Genomic DNA, 17,064 nt, shown 5'->3' on the forward strand with positions numbered 1-17,064 from the left:
CCTCGCTCTATTCCTTGATATAGGGCTTGCCGTCCGCCGCCGGGGCGCGGGCGCGGCCAATCAGCCCCGCAACCACGATGATCGTCGCGATATAGGGTGCCATGGCCAGGAACTCCGACGGGATCGGTGTGTTCAGCAGCGCTAGTTTCTGCTGCAACGAGTCGGTGAAGCCAAAGACCAGCGCCGCCATCAGAGCGCCCACCGGGTGCCAGCGCCCGAAAATCATCGCCGCCAGCGCGATGAAGCCGCGCCCGCCCGTCATGTTTTCATCGAACCGCCCGACCGAGCCAAGCGTGAACCAAGCCCCGCCAAAACCGGCGATCATGCCGCCAATCGTGACATGCACATAACGCGTCCAGTAGACGTCGATGCCAAGCGTGTCGGCCGCGCGCGGATGTTCCCCGACAGCCCGCGCGCGGAGCCCATTTCTTGTGTGGAACAGGTAGTAGGTCGAGACCGCCACCATGATCAGCGCGCCATAGACAAAGATATTCTGGTGAAACAGCATCGGGCCGATCACGGGGATGTCGCCGAGAACGGGGATATTGATCGCACGGAAAACCGGCGCGTTGTTCAGGTGCCGCATCTCGGCAAAGACCTGGCTTGAGACATAGCTGGTGAGGCCGAGGACGAAGAGGTTGATCACCACGCCCGCGATGATCTGATCCATCCGGTAGGTCACGACCAACGCGGCGAGGATGAAGCCGAAGAGGCCGCCGATCACCACAGCAGACAAAAGCCCGCCCCATCCGCCCAGCACCGACCCCATCAGCGCACCGGTGAAGGCGCCCGCCAGCAGCATGCCCTCGACCGCGATATTCACCACCGCGACCCGTTCGCAGAACACCGCCGCCAGCGCGCCGAGCGCAATCGGCATCGCGCGCACAACGGTGGCTTGCAACATACCGGTCAGCGAAAAGGCGTTCCCCGCAGTGGCCCAGAGCAGGAAAGCGATCACCAGCAATATCAGCCCTACGCCCAGAGACAGGGTGGTCCACCGCCCTCCACCACGCAGGAACAGCCGAGCGCCGAGGAAGGCCGTCAAAACGGCGGCGACATAGATGAAAGGGCGCGCCGGGACGATCAGGTCGCCGATCACCCAGGTATCGCGCACCCGCGACAGGCGGAAGGTCGCGTCGCCCGCCGCGTCACCGAAGGCCACCACAATGAACAGCGCCAAGGCGATCATCACCCCGCCGGTGATCTGCGCCCGGCGCGTCTCGGCCCGATCAACAATGGGGGCGGCCGCCTGACGGTCGGGGAGCGCGGTCATGACGCGCCTCCGCTATCGCCGCGCCGGAAGCCCCAGGGGAATATCGCCCGGACCAGAAGCGGGGCGGCGATGAACACGATGATCAGCGCCTGGATGATGCCAATGAGGTCGATGCTGACGCCCGCATCCACCTGCATCTGCCGTCCCCCGGCCTCCAAAGCCCCAAACAAAAGCCCGGCAAAGAGCACGCCAACCGGATGCGAACGGCCCAAAAGCGCCACGGCGATGGCGTCGAACCCGATGCCGGCAGAAAACCCGGGGCTGGCGCGACCCAACACACCCAGGACCTGATTTGCCCCGGCCAGACCAGCCAGCGCGCCGGCGGTGGCCATGGCCAGCACGATCACCAGCCCGGCCCGCATGCCCGCATAACGCGCCGCCGAGGGGCTTGCCCCGCTGGCGCGAAACTCGAAGCCAAGTTTGCTGCGGAACAACAGCCAATAGACAAAAGCCACAGCCAGTAAGGTCACGAAAATCCCGGCATGAACCCGCAGATTGGGGTCGATCCAGTCCAAAAGCCGAGGCAGCTCCGCACTTGGCGGCACCGATTGGGAGACTGGATCGGACCGTCCGGGGCGCTGCACCCAGGGCAGGCGCAGCATGTAATCCACCAGCCGGAAGGCGATCATGTTCAGCATGATTGTCGATATGACCTCATTGGCGCCGGTTGTGGCACGCAAAACCCCGGCGATCGAGGCATAGGCCGCCCCTGCGACCCCACCCGCGACGAGGCAGAGCGGCAGCAGGATCGCGAAAGGCAGCCCCGGAAAGCTGAACCCGCAGATCACCGCCGCCATGCCGCCAATCAGGATTTGACCCTCCGCCCCGATATTGAACAACCCGGCCCGGAACCCCAGTGCCAGCCCAAGGCCCGCCAAGATCAGTGGCGCGGCGGCCGTTAGCGTCTCCGAGAGCGCATTGAGCGACCCGACCGAGCCTTGCAGAAGCGCCACATAGGAGCGCCCAATCGTTGCCAGGTCGACATTGGTCGCCAACATGGTCAGTGCCCCAAGGATCAACGCGACCAAAATGGCAAAGAGCGGGACAACCACTAGATCTTCAAACGCCACACGTCCCGGCGCGGCGCGTTCCAAAAGCTTTCGGGTGGCTGCGTTGATCGCGTCCTGCGTGCTCATGCCGCAACTCCCGCCATGGCCAGGCCCACTTCCGATTTCTTGGGCGGGCCGGTGCTGGCATCGAACTCGGCAACGATGCGGCCTTTGAACATCACCAGAACCCGATCCGAGAGCGACAGGATTTCATCGAGTTCCGAGGACATCAGCAATATACCATCCCCTTCGGCCCGCGCGGCCATCAGGCGTGCATGGATGTATTCGATGGACCCCACATCGAGCCCTCGGGTCGGCTGCGCCGCGACCACGAATTTCGTGTCCCGCGCCAGTTCGCGCGCCACGATAAGCTTCTGCTGATTGCCGCCCGAGAGATGTCCGGCCTCGGCAAAGACCGAGGGCGTGCGAACGTCAAACTCAAGCACCGCCTTGGCCGACCAGTCTTGGGCGGCTGCCCAGTTCACCTGCGGCCCGCGCGAGAAGCGATCATCGTAATAGGCATCCAGCACCATGTTCTCGGCCACGGTAAAGCCGGGGATCAGGCCCACATGCTGCCGATCCTCAGGGATATGCGCGATCCCCATGCGGTGCCGGGCGCGGACGCTGGCATCGGTGATATCCTCGCCCAGGAACCGGATCGTGCCCTGCGCCGGGGCGCGCAGCCCGGTGATCGCCTCGATCAGCGCCGATTGGCCATTGCCTTGAACCCCGGCCAGACCGACCACCTCGCCGCTGCGGATCGACAGGCTTACATCGTCGACCGCTCGGTCGCCATTGTCGCGCAACACAGTCAGGCGGTCGATCTCAAGTAAGCTTTCGCCGGGATCGAACGCGCTTTTGTCGACCTCGAATTGCACGGGACGGCCCACCATCATCTCGGCCAGATCGGCCTTGCTGAGCTGTTTCGGATCGCCCTCGCCGATGATCCGCCCACCACGCAGCACACTGATCCGATCCGTGATGTCGAGGATTTCGTTGAGTTTGTGAGTGATGAAGACAATCGCCTTGCCGCTGTCACGAAGCGATTTCACGATCTCGAAGAAATCGCGCACTTCCTGCGGTGTCAGAACGGCGGTGGGTTCGTCGAGGATCAGCACATCGGCCGAGCGGAAGAGAACCTTGATGATCTCCACCCGTTGCTGCACCCCGACCGGGAGCGTTTCGACCAGGGCATCGGGGTCAACCGTCAGGCCATATTCGGCACTGATCTCGCGCACCTTGGCGCTGGCCGTCTTGAGGTCCAGATGATCGAACCGCCCTGTCGGTTCCACACCCAGCACAACATTCTCGGCGACGGAAAAGACGGGGACCAGCATGAAATGCTGATGCACCATGCCAATCCCCGCGGCGATGGCATCCCGAGGGCCGTCGAACATAGACGGTGTGCCATCGATGAAAATCTGACCGTCGTCGGGCCGGTAGAGGCCACAGAGCACATTCATCAGCGTGGATTTGCCCGCACCGTTTTCCCCCAGAAGACCCAAAACCTCGCCAGCCCGGATGGTCAGGTTGACGTCTTCATTGGCCACAACCGACCCGAAATGCTTGGTGATGCCGCGCAACTCGACGTCCATATCCTGTCTCCGCGCCGCTCAGATCAGTTGCTACCGACGACAATGCTGCCGGCGATGATCCCGGCACGGATTTCGACCAGTTCTGTCATCAGAGTTTCCGGCACTTCGGAGGCCAAGTCATGAAACGGGGCCAAGTCGACACCGCCATTTTCAAGCGTTCCGACAATGACCCCACCCTCAAACGCGCCGCTTTGGACCCGTTCGATCACCTGATAGACGGTGGCGTCCATGCGTTTGACGATCGAGGTCAGGTAGACATGGCCACGTTCGGGGTCGGTCTCGTAGAGATCGGCATCAACGCCGATGATCATCAACTCCTCCACACCCAGCTCATTAGCCAGTGCCGCGGAACCGAGGCCCACCGGGCCTGCCACAGGCAACACGATATCGGCCCCCTCGTCATAGAGGTTCTGCGCGAAGGCACGGCCATCATCGAGGGAGTCGAAATTGTTAGTGAAAAGCCCCTGGCGCGTCTCGGGGGACCAGCCGAGAACGGTCACATCGGTCCCGTGACGGGCGTTGTAATGCGCAACACCATAGGCAAAGCCATCCATGAAGATCGTGACCGGTGGAATGTTGATGCCGCCAAAGGTGCCGACAATGCCGGTCTCGGTCATACCCGCGGCCAAATAGCCCGCGAGGAATGCGGCCTCATCAGTGGCATAGACCTGCCCCAGGACATTGGGCAGCGGCGGGTCATAGGCGAAGTCGACGATGGAGAAGACCTGGTCGGGATTGGCCGCCGCAGCGGTTTGTGTCGCATCGCCAAGCAGGAACCCGATGGTAAAGATCACGTCGCAGGCGCCACCCAGGAGCGAGTTGATATTGGCCTCATAATCGGTTTCGGCCTGCGACTCGAGGAACCGGCCCTGGATACCAAGCTGCTCCTCTGCATCCAGCACGCCTTGCCAAGCCGTCTGGTTGAAACTGTTGTCGTCGATCCCACCCGTGTCGGTCACCTGACAGGCCGTGAAGGCGGTCGCCGGGGCCGCAAGGCCAATGGCCAGGGCCATCGCGAGCCCGGTCAATCCTTGGTATCGTGTCATGATGTATCCTCTCCAGTTTTGTGCGAGATCACCGACCGCCAAGCTTGTGAGACTGCGCCGCCAGTGCCCCACTCGGGCGCGGCAGTGCCAACTTGACCAATGCTGACGACATCTCCCGCCGCCCAGATGGCCTGATCCGCGAGCGCCAAGATATGATGTTTGGAACGCACAGCCGGACATGCCGCTCACCTGGGTAAAGTATGGGTCCGAGCCAGAGCGGATCATTAATCCAGGTTAATCCCGCCACCCCCATAATGCCGCATGTCGAACGCCTCCCAGATCAACAGGATACCCGCATATGAAATAGTTGACGGTATCGACAAAAACCGGACACTGAGGTAATGAGACATTGTGCGGAACTTGGCTGGGTTGCTGCGTGCCGCGATAGCCCCGTTGATCAGGAGCCTTCTGTTTGGACCTGCCGCTTGCAAGAGGTCAGTCACAGAGAGGCCTCCCGCAGAAAAGGGACGTGTCGATATGCAGTCAACATGCGGATCAGCCAAAGCGCAGACGGGCGGTGGCCATGGTCAGGGCGGTTTAATCGCAGTCTATGATGATGGCGGTCCACTCCATAATCTTAGGCGGAATGCGCGACGCGTCCGGGCTGGCCATGTGCTGGTTCAGGATGGCGATGAGTTCGACAAAGTGATTGTCGTGATCGAGGGTTGGCTTGCGACGTCGAAATCCTTCGAAGATGGCGAGCAACAAATCATCGATTTCATACTCCCGGGCGATATCCTTGACCCAGCAACCGCCGATGGTCTGACAGTCGGGGTGACATTGGAAGCGGTGACGGACGCGCTCGTCTCGATCATCCCAGCAAGCGTGTGGCAGACGATGTTGAAAACATCGCCCACGTTGGAGGACATGGTCGGGCACCTCTGGGCGGCAACACAAGCGCGAACCTCCGAACGGCTGCTACGGCTTGGAAAGGGCACGGCGCCCATGCGGATCGCATTTGCAATTCTGGAACTGTCGCTCCGGCTCAGGGCGCTTGGCCATGATACGGATACCGCCTTTCACCTGCCTCTGACGCAGAAGGCGCTTGGCGACTATACCGGTCTCTCCTCGGTCCATGTCTGCCGCACGATGCGGCGCCTGGTCCGGCATGGGGTGATCGAGACCAGCGATCACATAGACATCCGGATCGTCGATCTGCAGACCCTGTCCGAGATCGCCGGGATTGATGTGAAGCGCTTGCAACAAGAGATCACGCCAACCGCCGCTTAGCGATCTTCGACAATCTCCCCAAGGGCTTCGCCAGCCAGAAGCTCCGACACATGCTCGGCAATATCACTTATTGAAATCATGCCCACCAGCGCGCCGGCGTCATCGATCACAGGCAAGCGCCGGATCTGATGATCGCCCATCAGACCGGCGATTTCTTCGATGGTCTGATGGGGGCGGCAGCAACGGACATCGGGCGTCATAACATCCCGCGCTGTCTTTGGGCTCTCGAAATCCACCGCCGCAATCAGTTTCAGAACGATATCGCGATCTGTCATGAGCCCCACAAGATCGCCATTCTTCATGACTGGGAGCGCGCCGATATCTTGATCCCGCATAAGCGCAGCCACTTGCCTGACGGGACAGTCTTGGGCGACTGTCACAACGGGCGTCGTCATGATGTCCTTAACCTTCATTTGCTTCTCCTGCGCAAAACTGCACGGGTGCCGATATGGAGGTGGCGATTTATGAACCGGCGGTCGTCTTGCGGCCCCCGTCCATGGTCTTCGGCGAAGCCGTCTCGGATCTCTGAGGCATTCTGCGTCCCACACGATTAGGGTGCGTATCGACGCCGCAGATAGTGTCAGCACTTGCATCGGTCGCGCATTAACAGAAGATAAACGCCCGCCACACGGGGTCCATGCCCCGGCTGATCTTGTTGGGCTGAGTCTTTCGGACGCGAGACTGAAACATCCCGGTCAAGACCAGTTCGATCTCCCCAGGATGGCCGTCAAGGACCGATGCACCGCTCCAGTTTGGCGTCTAGCCGAGCCGGGCTTTCACCGCTGGACCGACAGTGCCGAAATCCATCTGACCGGTGTATTTCGACTTCAGCACACCCATCACTTTGCCCATATCGCGGATGCTATTGGCTCCGGTTTCGGCAATCGCGGCGTCCACCGCTTTAGCAACTTCGTCCTCGCTCAATTGACGGGGGAGGAAATCCTCGATCACCTTGATCTCGGCCAGTTCCTTCTCCGCCAACTCCAACCGCCCGCCTTCTTCATAGGCGCGGGCGCTTTCTTGGCGTTGTTTGACCATCTTGCCCAGAATCGCGAGCACCTCGGCCTGGCTGACGCCATCGGCATTGCCTTTGGCGCGCGCGTCAATGTCCTGGTCTTTGATCGCGGCATTGATCAGGCGCAGCGTCGACAGCCGGGTGGCGTCTTTCTCGCGCATGGCCTCTTTCAATCCGGTATTGATCCGCTCTCGGAGTGGCATAGTGATTTGGTCCCTGTGGCTATCCCCAAGCCATGCAAGATAAGGGATCGGAGCAGTCACAACAACACCCCTTTGACCATCTTGACCCGACGCGCCCGCCCCCATAGGTTGCCGCGAATTTGCCAGCCCTAATTGACGGAGTCGCGCCATGACCGACCATCCCACTGCCTGCCTTGTGCTTGCCGATGGCACGGTTTTTTACGGGCGTGGCTTCGGTGCCACCGGGCAAACCGTGGCCGAACTCTGCTTCAACACTGCGATGACGGGCTATCAAGAGATCATGACCGACCCGTCCTATGCGGGGCAGATCGTGACCTTCACCTTCCCCCATATCGGCAATACCGGCGTCACCGCACAGGATGATGAGACAGCCGACCCCGTGGCGGCCGGTATGGTTGTGAAATGGGATCCAACCGAGCCGTCGAACTGGCGCGCCGAGGCGGAGTTAACGGCTTGGTTGGCCGCACGGGGGCGGATTTGCATCGGCGGCGTCGACACCCGCCGCCTTACGCGGGCAATCCGGCAACAAGGGGCGCCGCATGTGGCCTTGGCTCATGATCCGGACGGTCAGTTTGATCTGGAGGCGCTGGTTGCAGCGGCGCGCGGGTTCGCGGGACTCGAAGGGCTTGATCTGGCCAAAGACGTGACCTGTGCGCAGAGCTATACGTGGGACGAGATGCGGTGGGCCTGGCCCGAGGGGTATCTGCGCCGGACCGAGCCGGGGTTCAAAGTTGTCGCCGTCGATTATGGCGCAAAACGGAACATCCTCCGCTGCCTCGCCTCCGCGGGTTGCGATGTAACCGTGATGCCAGCCACCTCCACCGCCGAGGATGTTTTGGCACAGAACCCAGATGGGGTCTTCCTGTCCAACGGACCCGGCGACCCGGCGGCGACCGGCGAATATGCCGTGCCGATGATCCAAAGCGTCCTGGAAGCCGATCTTCCCGTCTTCGGAATTTGCCTGGGCCATCAGATGCTGGCCCTGGCCCTCGGCGGTCGGACGGTGAAGATGAACCACGGGCATCACGGCGCCAATCACCCAGTAAAAGACCTCGAAACCGGCAAAGTCGAGATCACCTCGATGAATCATGGCTTCACGGTCGACAGCCAAACTCTGCCCAAAGGCGTCAAAGAGACCCATGTGTCGCTGTTCGATGGCTCCAACTGTGGCATCCGCGTCGAAGACCGCCCTGTCTTCTCGGTGCAATACCACCCGGAGGCCAGTCCCGGTCCGCAAGACAGCTACTATCTCTTCGAGCGCTTCGTTGCCGCTATGCGCGCGCGCGCGACACAGCCCGCTTAGAGACTGTCTCCTCCGTCCAGTTCTTGGTTAACCGGCTGTTAACAAAACACATCGCATTGTCTGCGTATCGTTTTGTGTGCAGTGCTGGGGACGCCTGCTTTTGGATTCACCGATCTTCAAATCGGTCCGTGCTTTTTCGGGCCAGCAGGTCCTGCGCGATCCGCCAATCCGTGTTGTCGAAAAGGCACGGCGGCGACCGCGCCCATTGGCAGAGATTCTTGTCGATCAAGGCGTTATCGACCAAGAAACTCTTCTGAAAGCGGTCGCGCTTCAACGCCATCAAGATTTGCCAATTGGCGAAATCCTCATCGCCCATGACAAGATCACCGAGGATCAATTGGTTGCCGCGCTCTGTGCGCAATTTGGCGCCCAGACGATTAATCTCAAAGACGAACCTGCGGATCAATCACTCGTCAGTCTCCTTCCTGCAAAGACAGCCGTTACGTTGAACGCGTTGCCGTGGCGGCGCGCTGGACAAGCATTGATTGTCGTCACCAACCGCCCTGACCGCGAAGCGAAAATCCGCGACGCTTTTGGCCCCGATCAGCCGGTGATTGTGGCCCTGGCAGACCGCGCGAGCATGCAGGCCGCCTTGACCCGCGCCTATGGGGATCCACTCGCGCGGTTGGCAGAGGCCCGCGTCCCACTTGGCGCAAGCTGCCGAAGTTGGAACCCAAAGCGCCTGACACCCTGGCTCGCCGCCCTCGGGATCTGCCTGCCGCTCGCGGTTTGGTTGGCTCCTGTCACACTTGCGGCATTCACGTTCGGCCTGGCGCTGTTTGTGTTCGCATGCAACACGGGCCTGAAACTGGCCGCGTTGATCGCGACATTGCGCACCCCTCTGACCGAGACGGCCCAGGACAACCAGTCAGCGACCTCCAACACAGGGCCAATCCCGCTGCGCCGCCAGCCGGTTGTCAGCATCCTCGTCCCCCTCTTGCGGGAGAAGGACATTGCCGGGCAATTGGTGACGCGGCTGTCAGAGCTCGATTATCCGCGCGAGTTGCTGGACGTGATCCTCATTTTGGAGGCCGATGACACAACCACGCATGCGGCGCTTGCGCAAACCAGGCTCCCCACATGGATGCGCGCCATCACAGTGCCCCCTGGTCGACCGCGCACCAAGCCGCGGGCGCTCAACTATGCTCTGAACTTCGCCCGCGGATCGATTGTCGGGATCTATGACGCCGAAGATCGGCCCGAACCCGATCAGATCCGCAAAGCCGTCCAACGCTTTTCTGAATGCCCGCCAGAAGTGGCCTGTTTGCAAGGCCGGCTGGACTATTACAATGCCAATCACAACTGGATAAGCCGTTGTTTTACCATTGAATATGCAAGCTGGTTCCGGTTGATGCTGCCTGGCGTTCAGCGGCTTGGCCTGTTTGTTCCCCTTGGCGGCACCACGCTTTTCATGCGTCGCGAGGCGCTGGAAGATGTCGGAGCCTGGGACGCGCATAATGTGACAGAAGATGCCGAATTGGGCCTGCGATTGGTCCGCAACGGCTATCGAACGGAAATCGTGCGGACGACGACGTATGAAGAGGCAAACTCCGCGATTCTGCCCTGGATTCGACAACGCTCTCGTTGGCTAAAAGGCTATGCGATGACGTGGGTGACGCATATGCGCCAACCTGTTGCGCTTTGGCGGGCGCTTGGGACGCGGGCGTTCTTGGGCTTCCAGCTTCCAGATTCTCGGAACTGTTATTGGGTTCCTGGCCGCGCCGCTCTTATGGAGCTTCATGCTGGTGCCTTTCGGACTGCCCCACCCCTTGGATCCGCTGGTTTCACCGCTTGGTTATGGGATCATCGGTTTTGGCTTTGTCTTCTCATTCGCATTGACGCTGACGGTTTCTTTCATCGCGTGTCGTGCGCGCCATTTGCGGCGACACCGCTTCGCGCTGCCCTTGCTGGCGCTCTACTTCCCGCTTGCTTCAGTAGCGGCGGCCGTTGCCGTGGCTGAAATGCTACTCAGACCGTTTCACTGGGCCAAAACAGCCCACGGGAGATTCAGTCAGACCGAAGGTCCAACGGGGGCAGAACCTGCCGTCAACATCTCCCCTAATCGCGCCGTGCCTGTTCTTTCAGCCGCACTTCGAAGGCGATCGACAGATGATCCTTCAGGGCTTTCGCCGCTGTGTCGCCATCCCGATCCGCAATGGCTTGCACGATCGCCGCATGTTCAGAGAGCGCATCTTCCCCGCGCCCTTCTGCGGCCAATGACGTCGTCGCCATCAGCGCCATCGAGCGATGCACCAGGTCGAGTTGCTGCACCAGATATCTATGTGGCTAGCCAGGTGGATTTGCTTGTGAAACCGCCGGTTCGCGCGGGCCAAGGCAGCCGGATCATCCAACAACGCATGATCGGCTTTCACCATCTCACGCAGCACTTTGATCTCTTCTTCGGCCGCATGTTGCGCCGCAAGGCGCGCCGCCAACCCCTCAAGCTCGGTCCGCACCGCGTAAAGCTCCGCCGTCTGCGCGTGATCCAGCGAGGCCACAATCAAGCTCCGCCCATCGCGGGTCAGCAGGCTTTGGGTCTCCAGCCGCTGTAGCGCTTCGCGGATCGGGGTGCGGCTGACGCCAAATCGTTCGGCGAGTTCCGATTCCACAAGGCGCGAGCCGGGCCGGTAAACACCGATATCAATCGCTTCGAGGATCAGGTCGTACGCATCTTTATGCGGGGGTTTTTTCTGCGCCATCGCCTTTGTCCTTGTGATCCAGGCGAGGCTAGGCGGGCATGCGCCGCAACACAAGCACCCCCTTGCCGCGCCCTTTGCCCTTGCCTAAACCCTCACTATGCCTGCCGAACACTTCTCTCATGTCGAAACCTGGGTCTTCGACCTTGATCACACGCTTTACCCCCGGAAATGGCGTTGTTTGATCAGATCAATATCCGCATGACCGCATATGTCATGGAGGCGCTTGGCGTTGATCAGTTGGAGGCAAATCGGCTGCGTCAGAAATACTGGCGCGAGCACGGCACGACTTTGGCGGGCTTGATGGATATTCACGGCGTCGACCCCGGGCCGTATCTCACCGAGGTGCATGAGATCGATTTCACGGTCCTCGCCCCCGACCCGGATCTCGCCGCACGGATCGCGGCCCTGCCTGGCCGGCGGATCATCTATACCAATGGCACCGCGCCTTATGCCGAGCAGGTGATCGCCCATCGCGGATTGTCCGGTCTCTTTGACGCGATCTACGGCGTGGAACATGCCAATTTCCGCCCGAAGCCAGAGGCCCGCGCGTTTCAGGCCATCTTTGACGCCGACGGATTGACCCCAACCCGCGCCGCGATGTTTGAAGATGACCCCCGCAACCTGGCCGCCCCCCATGCCATGGGGTTGCGCACGGTGCATGTCGCGCCAGAGCCCGATCCGGCGGACCACATCCATTATCACACCGATGATCTTACCGCATTTTTGTCGCGCTTGATCCGCTAAGCGCGGTTGTCGCGCTTGGGGCCGCTGCACTGCGGCAATAAGGACCATCGCAATTCCCCTGTCACGAACCACATCTGGCGGAGCGAACAGGAGATCCAAATGACGATGACATCTGCGGCCGATACCGGCCATTTTACCCGTAAAATCACATATCGCATTCCGTTGATCGGTCGGATGGCGCGCGAGATTGTGGAAGGTGATGAGGACACGCCGTTTTACGCCGTCGCCATGCTGGTCAGTCTTTGGGCGTCTGCTTTCATGATTTTTGGCTATGCTGGCTTGATCATCCCGGCGCTGATCATGGTTGCGGTTATGTTTTTAACGCTGATCCGCATCACGATGGGCTAAACCCCTGTGCGCGTTTGACGCTTCGACCCTCTGCTGAATGCGGCCTATCTCTGGGCCATGGCAGAGGTGATTGATACCGATATTCTGGTCTCCGGCGGCGGCGTCGCCGGATTGATCGCAGCTTCGGCCTTTGGCCAGGCTGGGTTTTCCGTCATATGCGTCGATCCGGCGCCGCCGATCACAGAACGCGACGCCGAGGGCTCCGACCTGCGGACCACGGCGTTCTTGCAGCCTTCACAGACTTTCTTGAACAAAATCGGGCTTTGGGACCGGTTTGCGCCGTTTGCCATGCCGCTTCAGATCATGCGGATTGTGGATGCCGGCGGCGAGACCACAGAACCGCGCGTCGCGCATGACTTCAACGCCGCCGATATCTCGGATGCGCCCTTTGGGTGGAACTTGCCCAACTGGCTGCTGCGCCGCGAGATTCTATCTTTTCTCGACGCATTGCCCAATGTCGATTTCCGCCCCGGGACAGCGACGACTCAGGTTCTGACGCGGCAAGCCGAGGCACGTATTGGCTTGAGCGATGGCACGCAGCTGCGCGCGCGTTTGGTTGTCGCTGCCGATGGCCGCAACTCGCCGGTGCGCGAAGCGGTGGGTATCGACACAAAAACAATGCGCTATGGCCAGAAGGCGCTGGCCTTGGCGGTCACCCATCCCACGCCGCATGAGAATGTCTCTACCGAGATCCACCGCTCCGGCGGGCCGTTCACGCTGGTACCTTTGCCGGATTATGAGGGGCGCCCTTCCTCCGCCGTGGTTTGGATGGAGCGCGGACCAGAGACGAAACGGTTGATGGCCCTCGACACCGCTGACTTCGAACGCGAAATGTCGGATCGCTCGGGGCATCTGTTTGGCCCGCTGACCCTGGTTTCGCGTCGGACAATCTGGCCGATCATCAGCCAATATGCGGAACGGATGGAGGCGGAACGGGTCGCTTTGATCGCCGAGGCTGCGCATGTGGTGCCCCCAATCGGCGCCCAAGGGCTCAATATGAGCCTTGGAGATCTGCGCGTGCTACTAGAGCTGGCCGAGGCGCATCGAGATGACCCCGGCGCGCGCGACCTGCTGAAAAAATATAACCGGATACGCCACACGGAGGTTCTGGCCCGAGTGACGGGTGTGGATGCGCTAAACCGCGCGTCGATGGTCGAGGCGCAGGGGCTCCGCGATGCGCGGATGCATGCGCTGAACCTGTTTTATTCTGTGGCCCCAGTCCGCCGGGTGTTGATGCGGGCCGGATTGGGCACCTCTGGCCGCGCGCCCTGAGCGCGGGGGCTGATCAGGGGAAGACCTGATCCAACACCGCGCGAAGACGCGCCACCGCACCCTCCACGTCGTAGAGCTTATCGAGGCCAAAGAGGCCCAGGCGGAAGGTCATGAACCCCGCCGGTTCATCGACCTGCAAGGGCACGCCCGCCGCGATCTGCATCCCAAAAGCAGCAAACTTACTGCCGTTTTGAATGTCGGGATCATCCGTATAGCTGACCACCACGCCCGGCGCGCCAAACCCGTCGGCGGCGACAGATTGGACGCCCTTTTCGGCCAAAAGCGCGCGGACAGCGCGCCCAAGTGCCCATTGGTTCTCTTTCAGCTTTTCAAAGCCGTATTCACGGGTTTCCAACATCGTATCGCGGAAGCCACGCAACGCATCCGTCGGCATCGTCGCGTGATAGGCATGGCCGCCACCTTCATAGGCCAGCATGATCTGATGCCATTTGTTCAGATCGACGGCAAAACTATTGGAACTGGTGCCCTCCATCCGGGCAACGGCCCGATCGGACATCATCACAACCCCGGCGGAAGGGGACGCGGACCAGCCTTTCTGAGGCGCCGAGATTAGAACGTCGACACCTGTCGCCTTCATATCGACCCAGACACACCCCGAAGCGATGCAATCAAGCACCATCAGAGCCCCCACCTCATGGGCGGCGGCGGCCAGTGCGGTGACATACTCGTCGGGCAAGATAATGCCTGCGGAGGTTTCTACATGGGGGGCGAAAACAATATCGGGCTTTTCTGCCAGAATACGCGCCGTAACCTCTTCAATCGGGGCAGGCGCAAAGGGCGATGTGGCGGCATTTCCCGCCGCCCGCGCCTTCATCACCGTCGCCTCCCCCGCGAAATCTCCAGCGTCGAGAATTTGCGACCAACGGAAAGAGAACCACCCATTGCGGACCAGCAACACCTTGGCATCTTGGGCAAATTGCCGGGCCACGGCCTCCATCGCATAGGTGCCGCCGCCGGGGATGATCGCCACAGCATCGGCGTGATAGACCTCTTTCATCATCGCGCCGATATCGGTCATCACGGTGCGGAAAGTCTGGCTCATATGATTGAGCGAGCGGTCGGTGAAAACGACCGAGTATTCCAGAAGCCCCTCCGGGTCGACGGTGTCGAGAAGTGCGGTCATTTCATCCTCCATCTGCTTGCGCCCATGGGTAGCGAGGTCCAGGCAAGCTGGCAACGGACGGAATGTCACCCCCGGGCCCGTGCGGCGCTCTTCGGAGAGGAGCACATTGGCCTCGACATTCCCGACCCCGGGCAGCGTCATGATCCGGCGGCGGAGCACACGCTCAAAATCGCTCAAATCACGCGCGACAACCCGCAGGCGGTAATCGTAAAGCCCCAAGACATGCTGCACCGTCTGCACCTCTGGGATCGCCGACACGGCGCGCTCGAAATCTTCCAAGCTCACGCGGCCTTTCGTGGCAAGTTTCACACCCAAAAACACGGTCACACCGAAGCCCAGCTTCTCCGTGTCGAGGTCTAGACGGCGGGTTTGCCACACGCGGGCTTCTTGCAACCGCTTCACACGACGCCATGCGGCGGGTTGGCTAAGACCGAACCGGCGACCGAGTTCAGAGGCTTTCAGCGTCGCATCCGCTTGCAGCGCGCGCAGGATATCACGGTCGATGGCGTCGAGATCGATCATATCGGCAAAGCCTCCGCGTCTTTGATCGTCGCCACATGCATCAGCGCTTCGATATCGGCGATATGCGGTAAGGTCAGAATGCGCGCCCGATAGATCTCCTGATAATGCGGCATGGTCCGGGCAATCACCGTTAGACGCACATCGACACGCCCCAGAAAGGTTTGAATTTCCGTGACTTCCGGCACATCACGCGCGGCGGCGAGAAATTCGTCGAAGGCACGTGGATTGGTCTTGTCGAGCGTCACGCGGAGCGACACTTCCACCGTGAACCCAAGCGCAGGCCAGTTCAGGACCATCTGCTGACCACGCAAAACACCCTGCTCGCGCAATCGGTCGAGGCGTTTGTAGCAGGTGGCCACCGGGATACCGGTCGCCGTGCTGAGCGCCGCCATGGATTGCTCAGGATCGGCCTGGAGATGGCGGAGGAGTCGCCTGTCGCTGTCATCAAGCATAGATATCTCTCGCAGTACTCCATATAGGCGAATGATTTTCTCGCATACTTAGCAAAACTTGCCAAGACTCATGCGATATCACGTCTTCTCCCCCGTATGGTCTGCGGCCAGAGAGACATGCCAGCAAGGAGCATCAAGACATGCGCGTGTATTACGACCGGGATTGCGACATCAACCTGATCAAAGACAAAAAAGTGGCCATTCTGGGCTATGGCAGCCAGGGTCACGCCCATGCGCTGAACCTGCGCGACAGCGGCGCGAAAAACGTTGTTGTGGCGCTCCGCGAAGGCTCCGCCTCTGCCGCCAAGGCTGAGGGCGAAGGTCTGAAAGTCATGGGCATTGCCGAGGCGGCGGCCTGGTGTGACCTCATCATGTTCACCATGCCCGATGAGTTGCAGGCCGAAACTTATAAGAAATACGTGCATGACAATCTGCGTGAAGGTGCGGCGATTGCCTTTGCGCACGGGTTGAACGTGCATTTTGGATTGATCGAGCCGAAGCCCGGCGTCGATGTGATCATGATGGCGCCGAAAGGCCCCGGCCACACGGTCCGCGGCGAATATACCAAAGGTGGCGGCGTGCCGTGCCTCGTCGCGGTCCATAACGATGCCTCGGGTAAAGCTCTGGAACTTGGCCTCAGCTATTGCTCGGCCATCGGCGGTGGCCGCTCCGGCATCATCGAGACGAATTTCCGCGAGGAATGTGAAACGGATCTCTTCGGCGAGCAGGCCGTGCTCTGCGGCGGGCTGGTCGAGCTGATCCGGATGGGCTTTGAGACGCTGGTCGAGGCGGGGTATGAGCCCGAAATGGCCTATTTCGAGTGCCTGCATGAGGTGAAGCTGATCGTCGATCTGATCTATGAAGGCGGCATCGCCAACATGAACTATTCGATCTCCAACACCGCCGAATATGGCGAATATGTCAGCGGGCCGCGCATCCTGCCCTATGACGAGACCAAAGCCCGGATGAAAGCCGTTCTGACCGATATTCAGACCGGCAAATTCGTCCGTGATTTCATGGTTGAAAATGCTGTTGGTCAGCCCTCGTTCAAAGCCACGCGTCGCTTGAACGACGAGCATCAGATCGAGCAGGTCGGCGAGACCCTGCGCGGGATGATGCCTTGGATCTCCGCAGGCAAAATGGTGGACAAGGCCAAGAACTAAGGCCAA

Annotated in this window: 14 protein-coding genes and 3 pseudogenes; 7 read left to right on the forward strand and 10 right to left on the reverse strand. The window is 60.7% G+C overall.

Features of this window, described 5'->3' with window-relative positions; translation table 11 throughout:
• Positions 1–7 precede the first annotated feature (7 nt).
• Genes QTA57_RS18020 through QTA57_RS18035 form a run of 4 tightly spaced genes read right to left on the reverse strand, consistent with a single transcriptional unit; the run spans position 8 to position 4,963 of the window.
• Positions 8–1,273, reverse strand: a complete 1,266-nt coding sequence (locus tag QTA57_RS18020; protein WP_290152965.1) for an ABC transporter permease — start codon at positions 1,271–1,273, stop codon at positions 8–10.
• Positions 1,270–2,409: an ABC transporter permease gene (locus tag QTA57_RS18025; RefSeq protein ID WP_290152966.1), complete on the reverse strand. Its 1,140-nt coding sequence runs from the start codon at positions 2,407–2,409 to the stop codon at positions 1,270–1,272. The genes QTA57_RS18020 and QTA57_RS18025 overlap by 4 nt, the downstream gene beginning before the upstream one ends.
• Positions 2,406–3,917, reverse strand: coding sequence for an ABC transporter ATP-binding protein (locus tag QTA57_RS18030; protein ID WP_290152968.1), 1,512 nt, complete (start codon positions 3,915–3,917; stop codon positions 2,406–2,408). The genes QTA57_RS18025 and QTA57_RS18030 overlap by 4 nt, the downstream gene beginning before the upstream one ends.
• A 23-nt stretch (positions 3,918–3,940) precedes the next feature.
• Positions 3,941–4,963 carry a BMP family lipoprotein gene (locus tag QTA57_RS18035; protein WP_290152969.1) on the reverse strand — a complete coding sequence of 341 codons (1,023 nt, stop codon included), beginning with the start codon at positions 4,961–4,963 and terminating at the stop codon, positions 3,941–3,943.
• 477 nt (positions 4,964–5,440) lie between these two features.
• On the opposite strand from QTA57_RS18035, the gene QTA57_RS18040 reads away from it, so the two are divergent.
• Entirely contained in the window at positions 5,441–6,193 is a 753-nt protein-coding gene (locus QTA57_RS18040) for a Crp/Fnr family transcriptional regulator (RefSeq protein WP_290152971.1), read from the forward strand.
• On the opposite strand, the gene QTA57_RS18045 is transcribed toward QTA57_RS18040, so the two are convergent.
• Both QTA57_RS18045 and QTA57_RS18050 read right to left on the reverse strand, forming a co-directional pair.
• Positions 6,190–6,606 (reverse strand): CBS domain-containing protein, encoded by a 417-nt coding sequence (locus tag QTA57_RS18045; protein WP_290152973.1) that lies wholly within the window; start codon positions 6,604–6,606, stop codon positions 6,190–6,192. The genes QTA57_RS18040 and QTA57_RS18045 overlap by 4 nt on opposite strands.
• A gap of 346 nt (positions 6,607–6,952) precedes the next feature.
• Positions 6,953–7,411 carry a GatB/YqeY domain-containing protein gene (locus QTA57_RS18050; RefSeq protein WP_290152975.1) on the reverse strand — a complete coding sequence of 153 codons (459 nt, stop codon included), beginning with the start codon at positions 7,409–7,411 and terminating at the stop codon, positions 6,953–6,955.
• Positions 7,412–7,559: 148 nt separating this feature from the next.
• Here QTA57_RS18050 and carA point away from each other — a divergent pair, with 148 nt between their 5' ends.
• A complete protein-coding gene (gene carA / locus QTA57_RS18055; RefSeq protein ID WP_171558031.1) occupies positions 7,560–8,714 on the forward strand; it encodes a glutamine-hydrolyzing carbamoyl-phosphate synthase small subunit in 1,155 nt (384 codons plus the stop codon).
• Between the two features lie 100 nt (positions 8,715–8,814).
• On the forward strand, positions 8,815–10,674 hold the full coding sequence (locus QTA57_RS18060) for a glycosyltransferase family 2 protein (RefSeq protein ID WP_290152976.1): 1,860 nt from the start codon (positions 8,815–8,817) through the stop codon (positions 10,672–10,674).
• 98 nt (positions 10,675–10,772) lie between these two features.
• On the opposite strand, the pseudogene QTA57_RS18065 reads toward QTA57_RS18060, so the two are convergent.
• Positions 10,773–11,413 (reverse strand): annotated as a pseudogene (locus tag QTA57_RS18065) (GntR family transcriptional regulator).
• A 97-nt stretch (positions 11,414–11,510) separates the two neighbouring features.
• On the opposite strand from QTA57_RS18065, the pseudogene QTA57_RS18070 reads away from it, so the two are divergent.
• From QTA57_RS18070 to QTA57_RS18080, 3 genes and pseudogenes are all read left to right on the forward strand, one after another.
• Positions 11,511–12,157: pseudogene (locus QTA57_RS18070) on the forward strand (pyrimidine 5'-nucleotidase).
• 99 nt (positions 12,158–12,256) lie between these two features.
• Positions 12,257–12,505: a hypothetical protein gene (locus QTA57_RS18075; RefSeq protein ID WP_145210920.1), complete on the forward strand. Its 249-nt coding sequence runs from the start codon at positions 12,257–12,259 to the stop codon at positions 12,503–12,505.
• Positions 12,506–12,562: 57 nt separating this feature from the next.
• Entirely contained in the window at positions 12,563–13,777 is a 1,215-nt protein-coding gene (locus QTA57_RS18080) for a UbiH/UbiF family hydroxylase (RefSeq protein WP_290152977.1), read from the forward strand.
• 13 nt (positions 13,778–13,790) lie between these two features.
• Here the strand turns inward: QTA57_RS18080 and QTA57_RS18085 are convergent, their stop codons facing one another.
• The 3 genes and pseudogenes from QTA57_RS18085 to QTA57_RS18095 all read right to left on the reverse strand — a co-directional run bounded on the left by QTA57_RS18085 (position 13,791) and on the right by QTA57_RS18095 (position 15,895).
• Positions 13,791–14,921, reverse strand: coding sequence for an aminotransferase class V-fold PLP-dependent enzyme (locus QTA57_RS18085; protein ID WP_290154979.1), 1,131 nt, complete (start codon positions 14,919–14,921; stop codon positions 13,791–13,793).
• 72 nt (positions 14,922–14,993) lie between these two features.
• Positions 14,994–15,443 (reverse strand): annotated as a pseudogene (locus QTA57_RS18090) (Lrp/AsnC family transcriptional regulator); the annotation flags it as partial.
• Positions 15,440–15,895 carry an Lrp/AsnC family transcriptional regulator gene (locus QTA57_RS18095; protein WP_290152979.1) on the reverse strand — a complete coding sequence of 152 codons (456 nt, stop codon included), beginning with the start codon at positions 15,893–15,895 and terminating at the stop codon, positions 15,440–15,442. The gene QTA57_RS18095 and the pseudogene QTA57_RS18090, both read right to left, overlap by 4 nt.
• 140 nt (positions 15,896–16,035) lie before the next feature.
• On the opposite strand from QTA57_RS18095, the gene ilvC reads away from it, so the two are divergent.
• On the forward strand, positions 16,036–17,058 hold the full coding sequence (gene ilvC / locus QTA57_RS18100) for a ketol-acid reductoisomerase (RefSeq protein ID WP_145210928.1): 1,023 nt from the start codon (positions 16,036–16,038) through the stop codon (positions 17,056–17,058).
• The last annotated feature ends 6 nt before the right edge of the window (positions 17,059–17,064 follow it).

Origin of the sequence: Fontisubflavum oceani (assembly GCF_030407165.1) — a bacterium.
In the GTDB taxonomy this organism is placed as follows: domain Bacteria; phylum Pseudomonadota; class Alphaproteobacteria; order Rhodobacterales; family Rhodobacteraceae; genus Rhodophyticola; species Rhodophyticola oceani.

What these genes read in the sequence shown, in the direction of transcription:
- QTA57_RS18020 (WP_290152965.1), bottom strand. Translation starts at nt 1,273, where the DNA reads ATGACCGCGCTCCCCGACCGTCAGGCGGCCGCCCCCATTGTTGATCGG.
- QTA57_RS18075 (WP_145210920.1), top strand. Translation starts at nt 12,257, where the DNA reads ATGACGATGACATCTGCGGCCGATACCGGCCATTTTACCCGTAAAATC.
- ilvC (WP_145210928.1), top strand. Translation starts at nt 16,036, where the DNA reads ATGCGCGTGTATTACGACCGGGATTGCGACATCAACCTGATCAAAGAC.
- QTA57_RS18040 (WP_290152971.1), top strand. Translation starts at nt 5,441, where the DNA reads ATGCAGTCAACATGCGGATCAGCCAAAGCGCAGACGGGCGGTGGCCAT.
- QTA57_RS18050 (WP_290152975.1), bottom strand. Translation starts at nt 7,411, where the DNA reads ATGCCACTCCGAGAGCGGATCAATACCGGATTGAAAGAGGCCATGCGC.
- QTA57_RS18035 (WP_290152969.1), bottom strand. Translation starts at nt 4,963, where the DNA reads ATGACACGATACCAAGGATTGACCGGGCTCGCGATGGCCCTGGCCATT.
- QTA57_RS18085 (WP_290154979.1), bottom strand. Translation starts at nt 14,921, where the DNA reads ATGACCGCACTTCTCGACACCGTCGACCCGGAGGGGCTTCTGGAATAC.
- QTA57_RS18080 (WP_290152977.1), top strand. Translation starts at nt 12,563, where the DNA reads ATGGCAGAGGTGATTGATACCGATATTCTGGTCTCCGGCGGCGGCGTC.
- QTA57_RS18025 (WP_290152966.1), bottom strand. Translation starts at nt 2,409, where the DNA reads ATGAGCACGCAGGACGCGATCAACGCAGCCACCCGAAAGCTTTTGGAA.
- QTA57_RS18045 (WP_290152973.1), bottom strand. Translation starts at nt 6,606, where the DNA reads ATGAAGGTTAAGGACATCATGACGACGCCCGTTGTGACAGTCGCCCAA.
- QTA57_RS18030 (WP_290152968.1), bottom strand. Translation starts at nt 3,917, where the DNA reads ATGGACGTCGAGTTGCGCGGCATCACCAAGCATTTCGGGTCGGTTGTG.
- QTA57_RS18095 (WP_290152979.1), bottom strand. Translation starts at nt 15,895, where the DNA reads ATGCTTGATGACAGCGACAGGCGACTCCTCCGCCATCTCCAGGCCGAT.
- carA (WP_171558031.1), top strand. Translation starts at nt 7,560, where the DNA reads ATGACCGACCATCCCACTGCCTGCCTTGTGCTTGCCGATGGCACGGTT.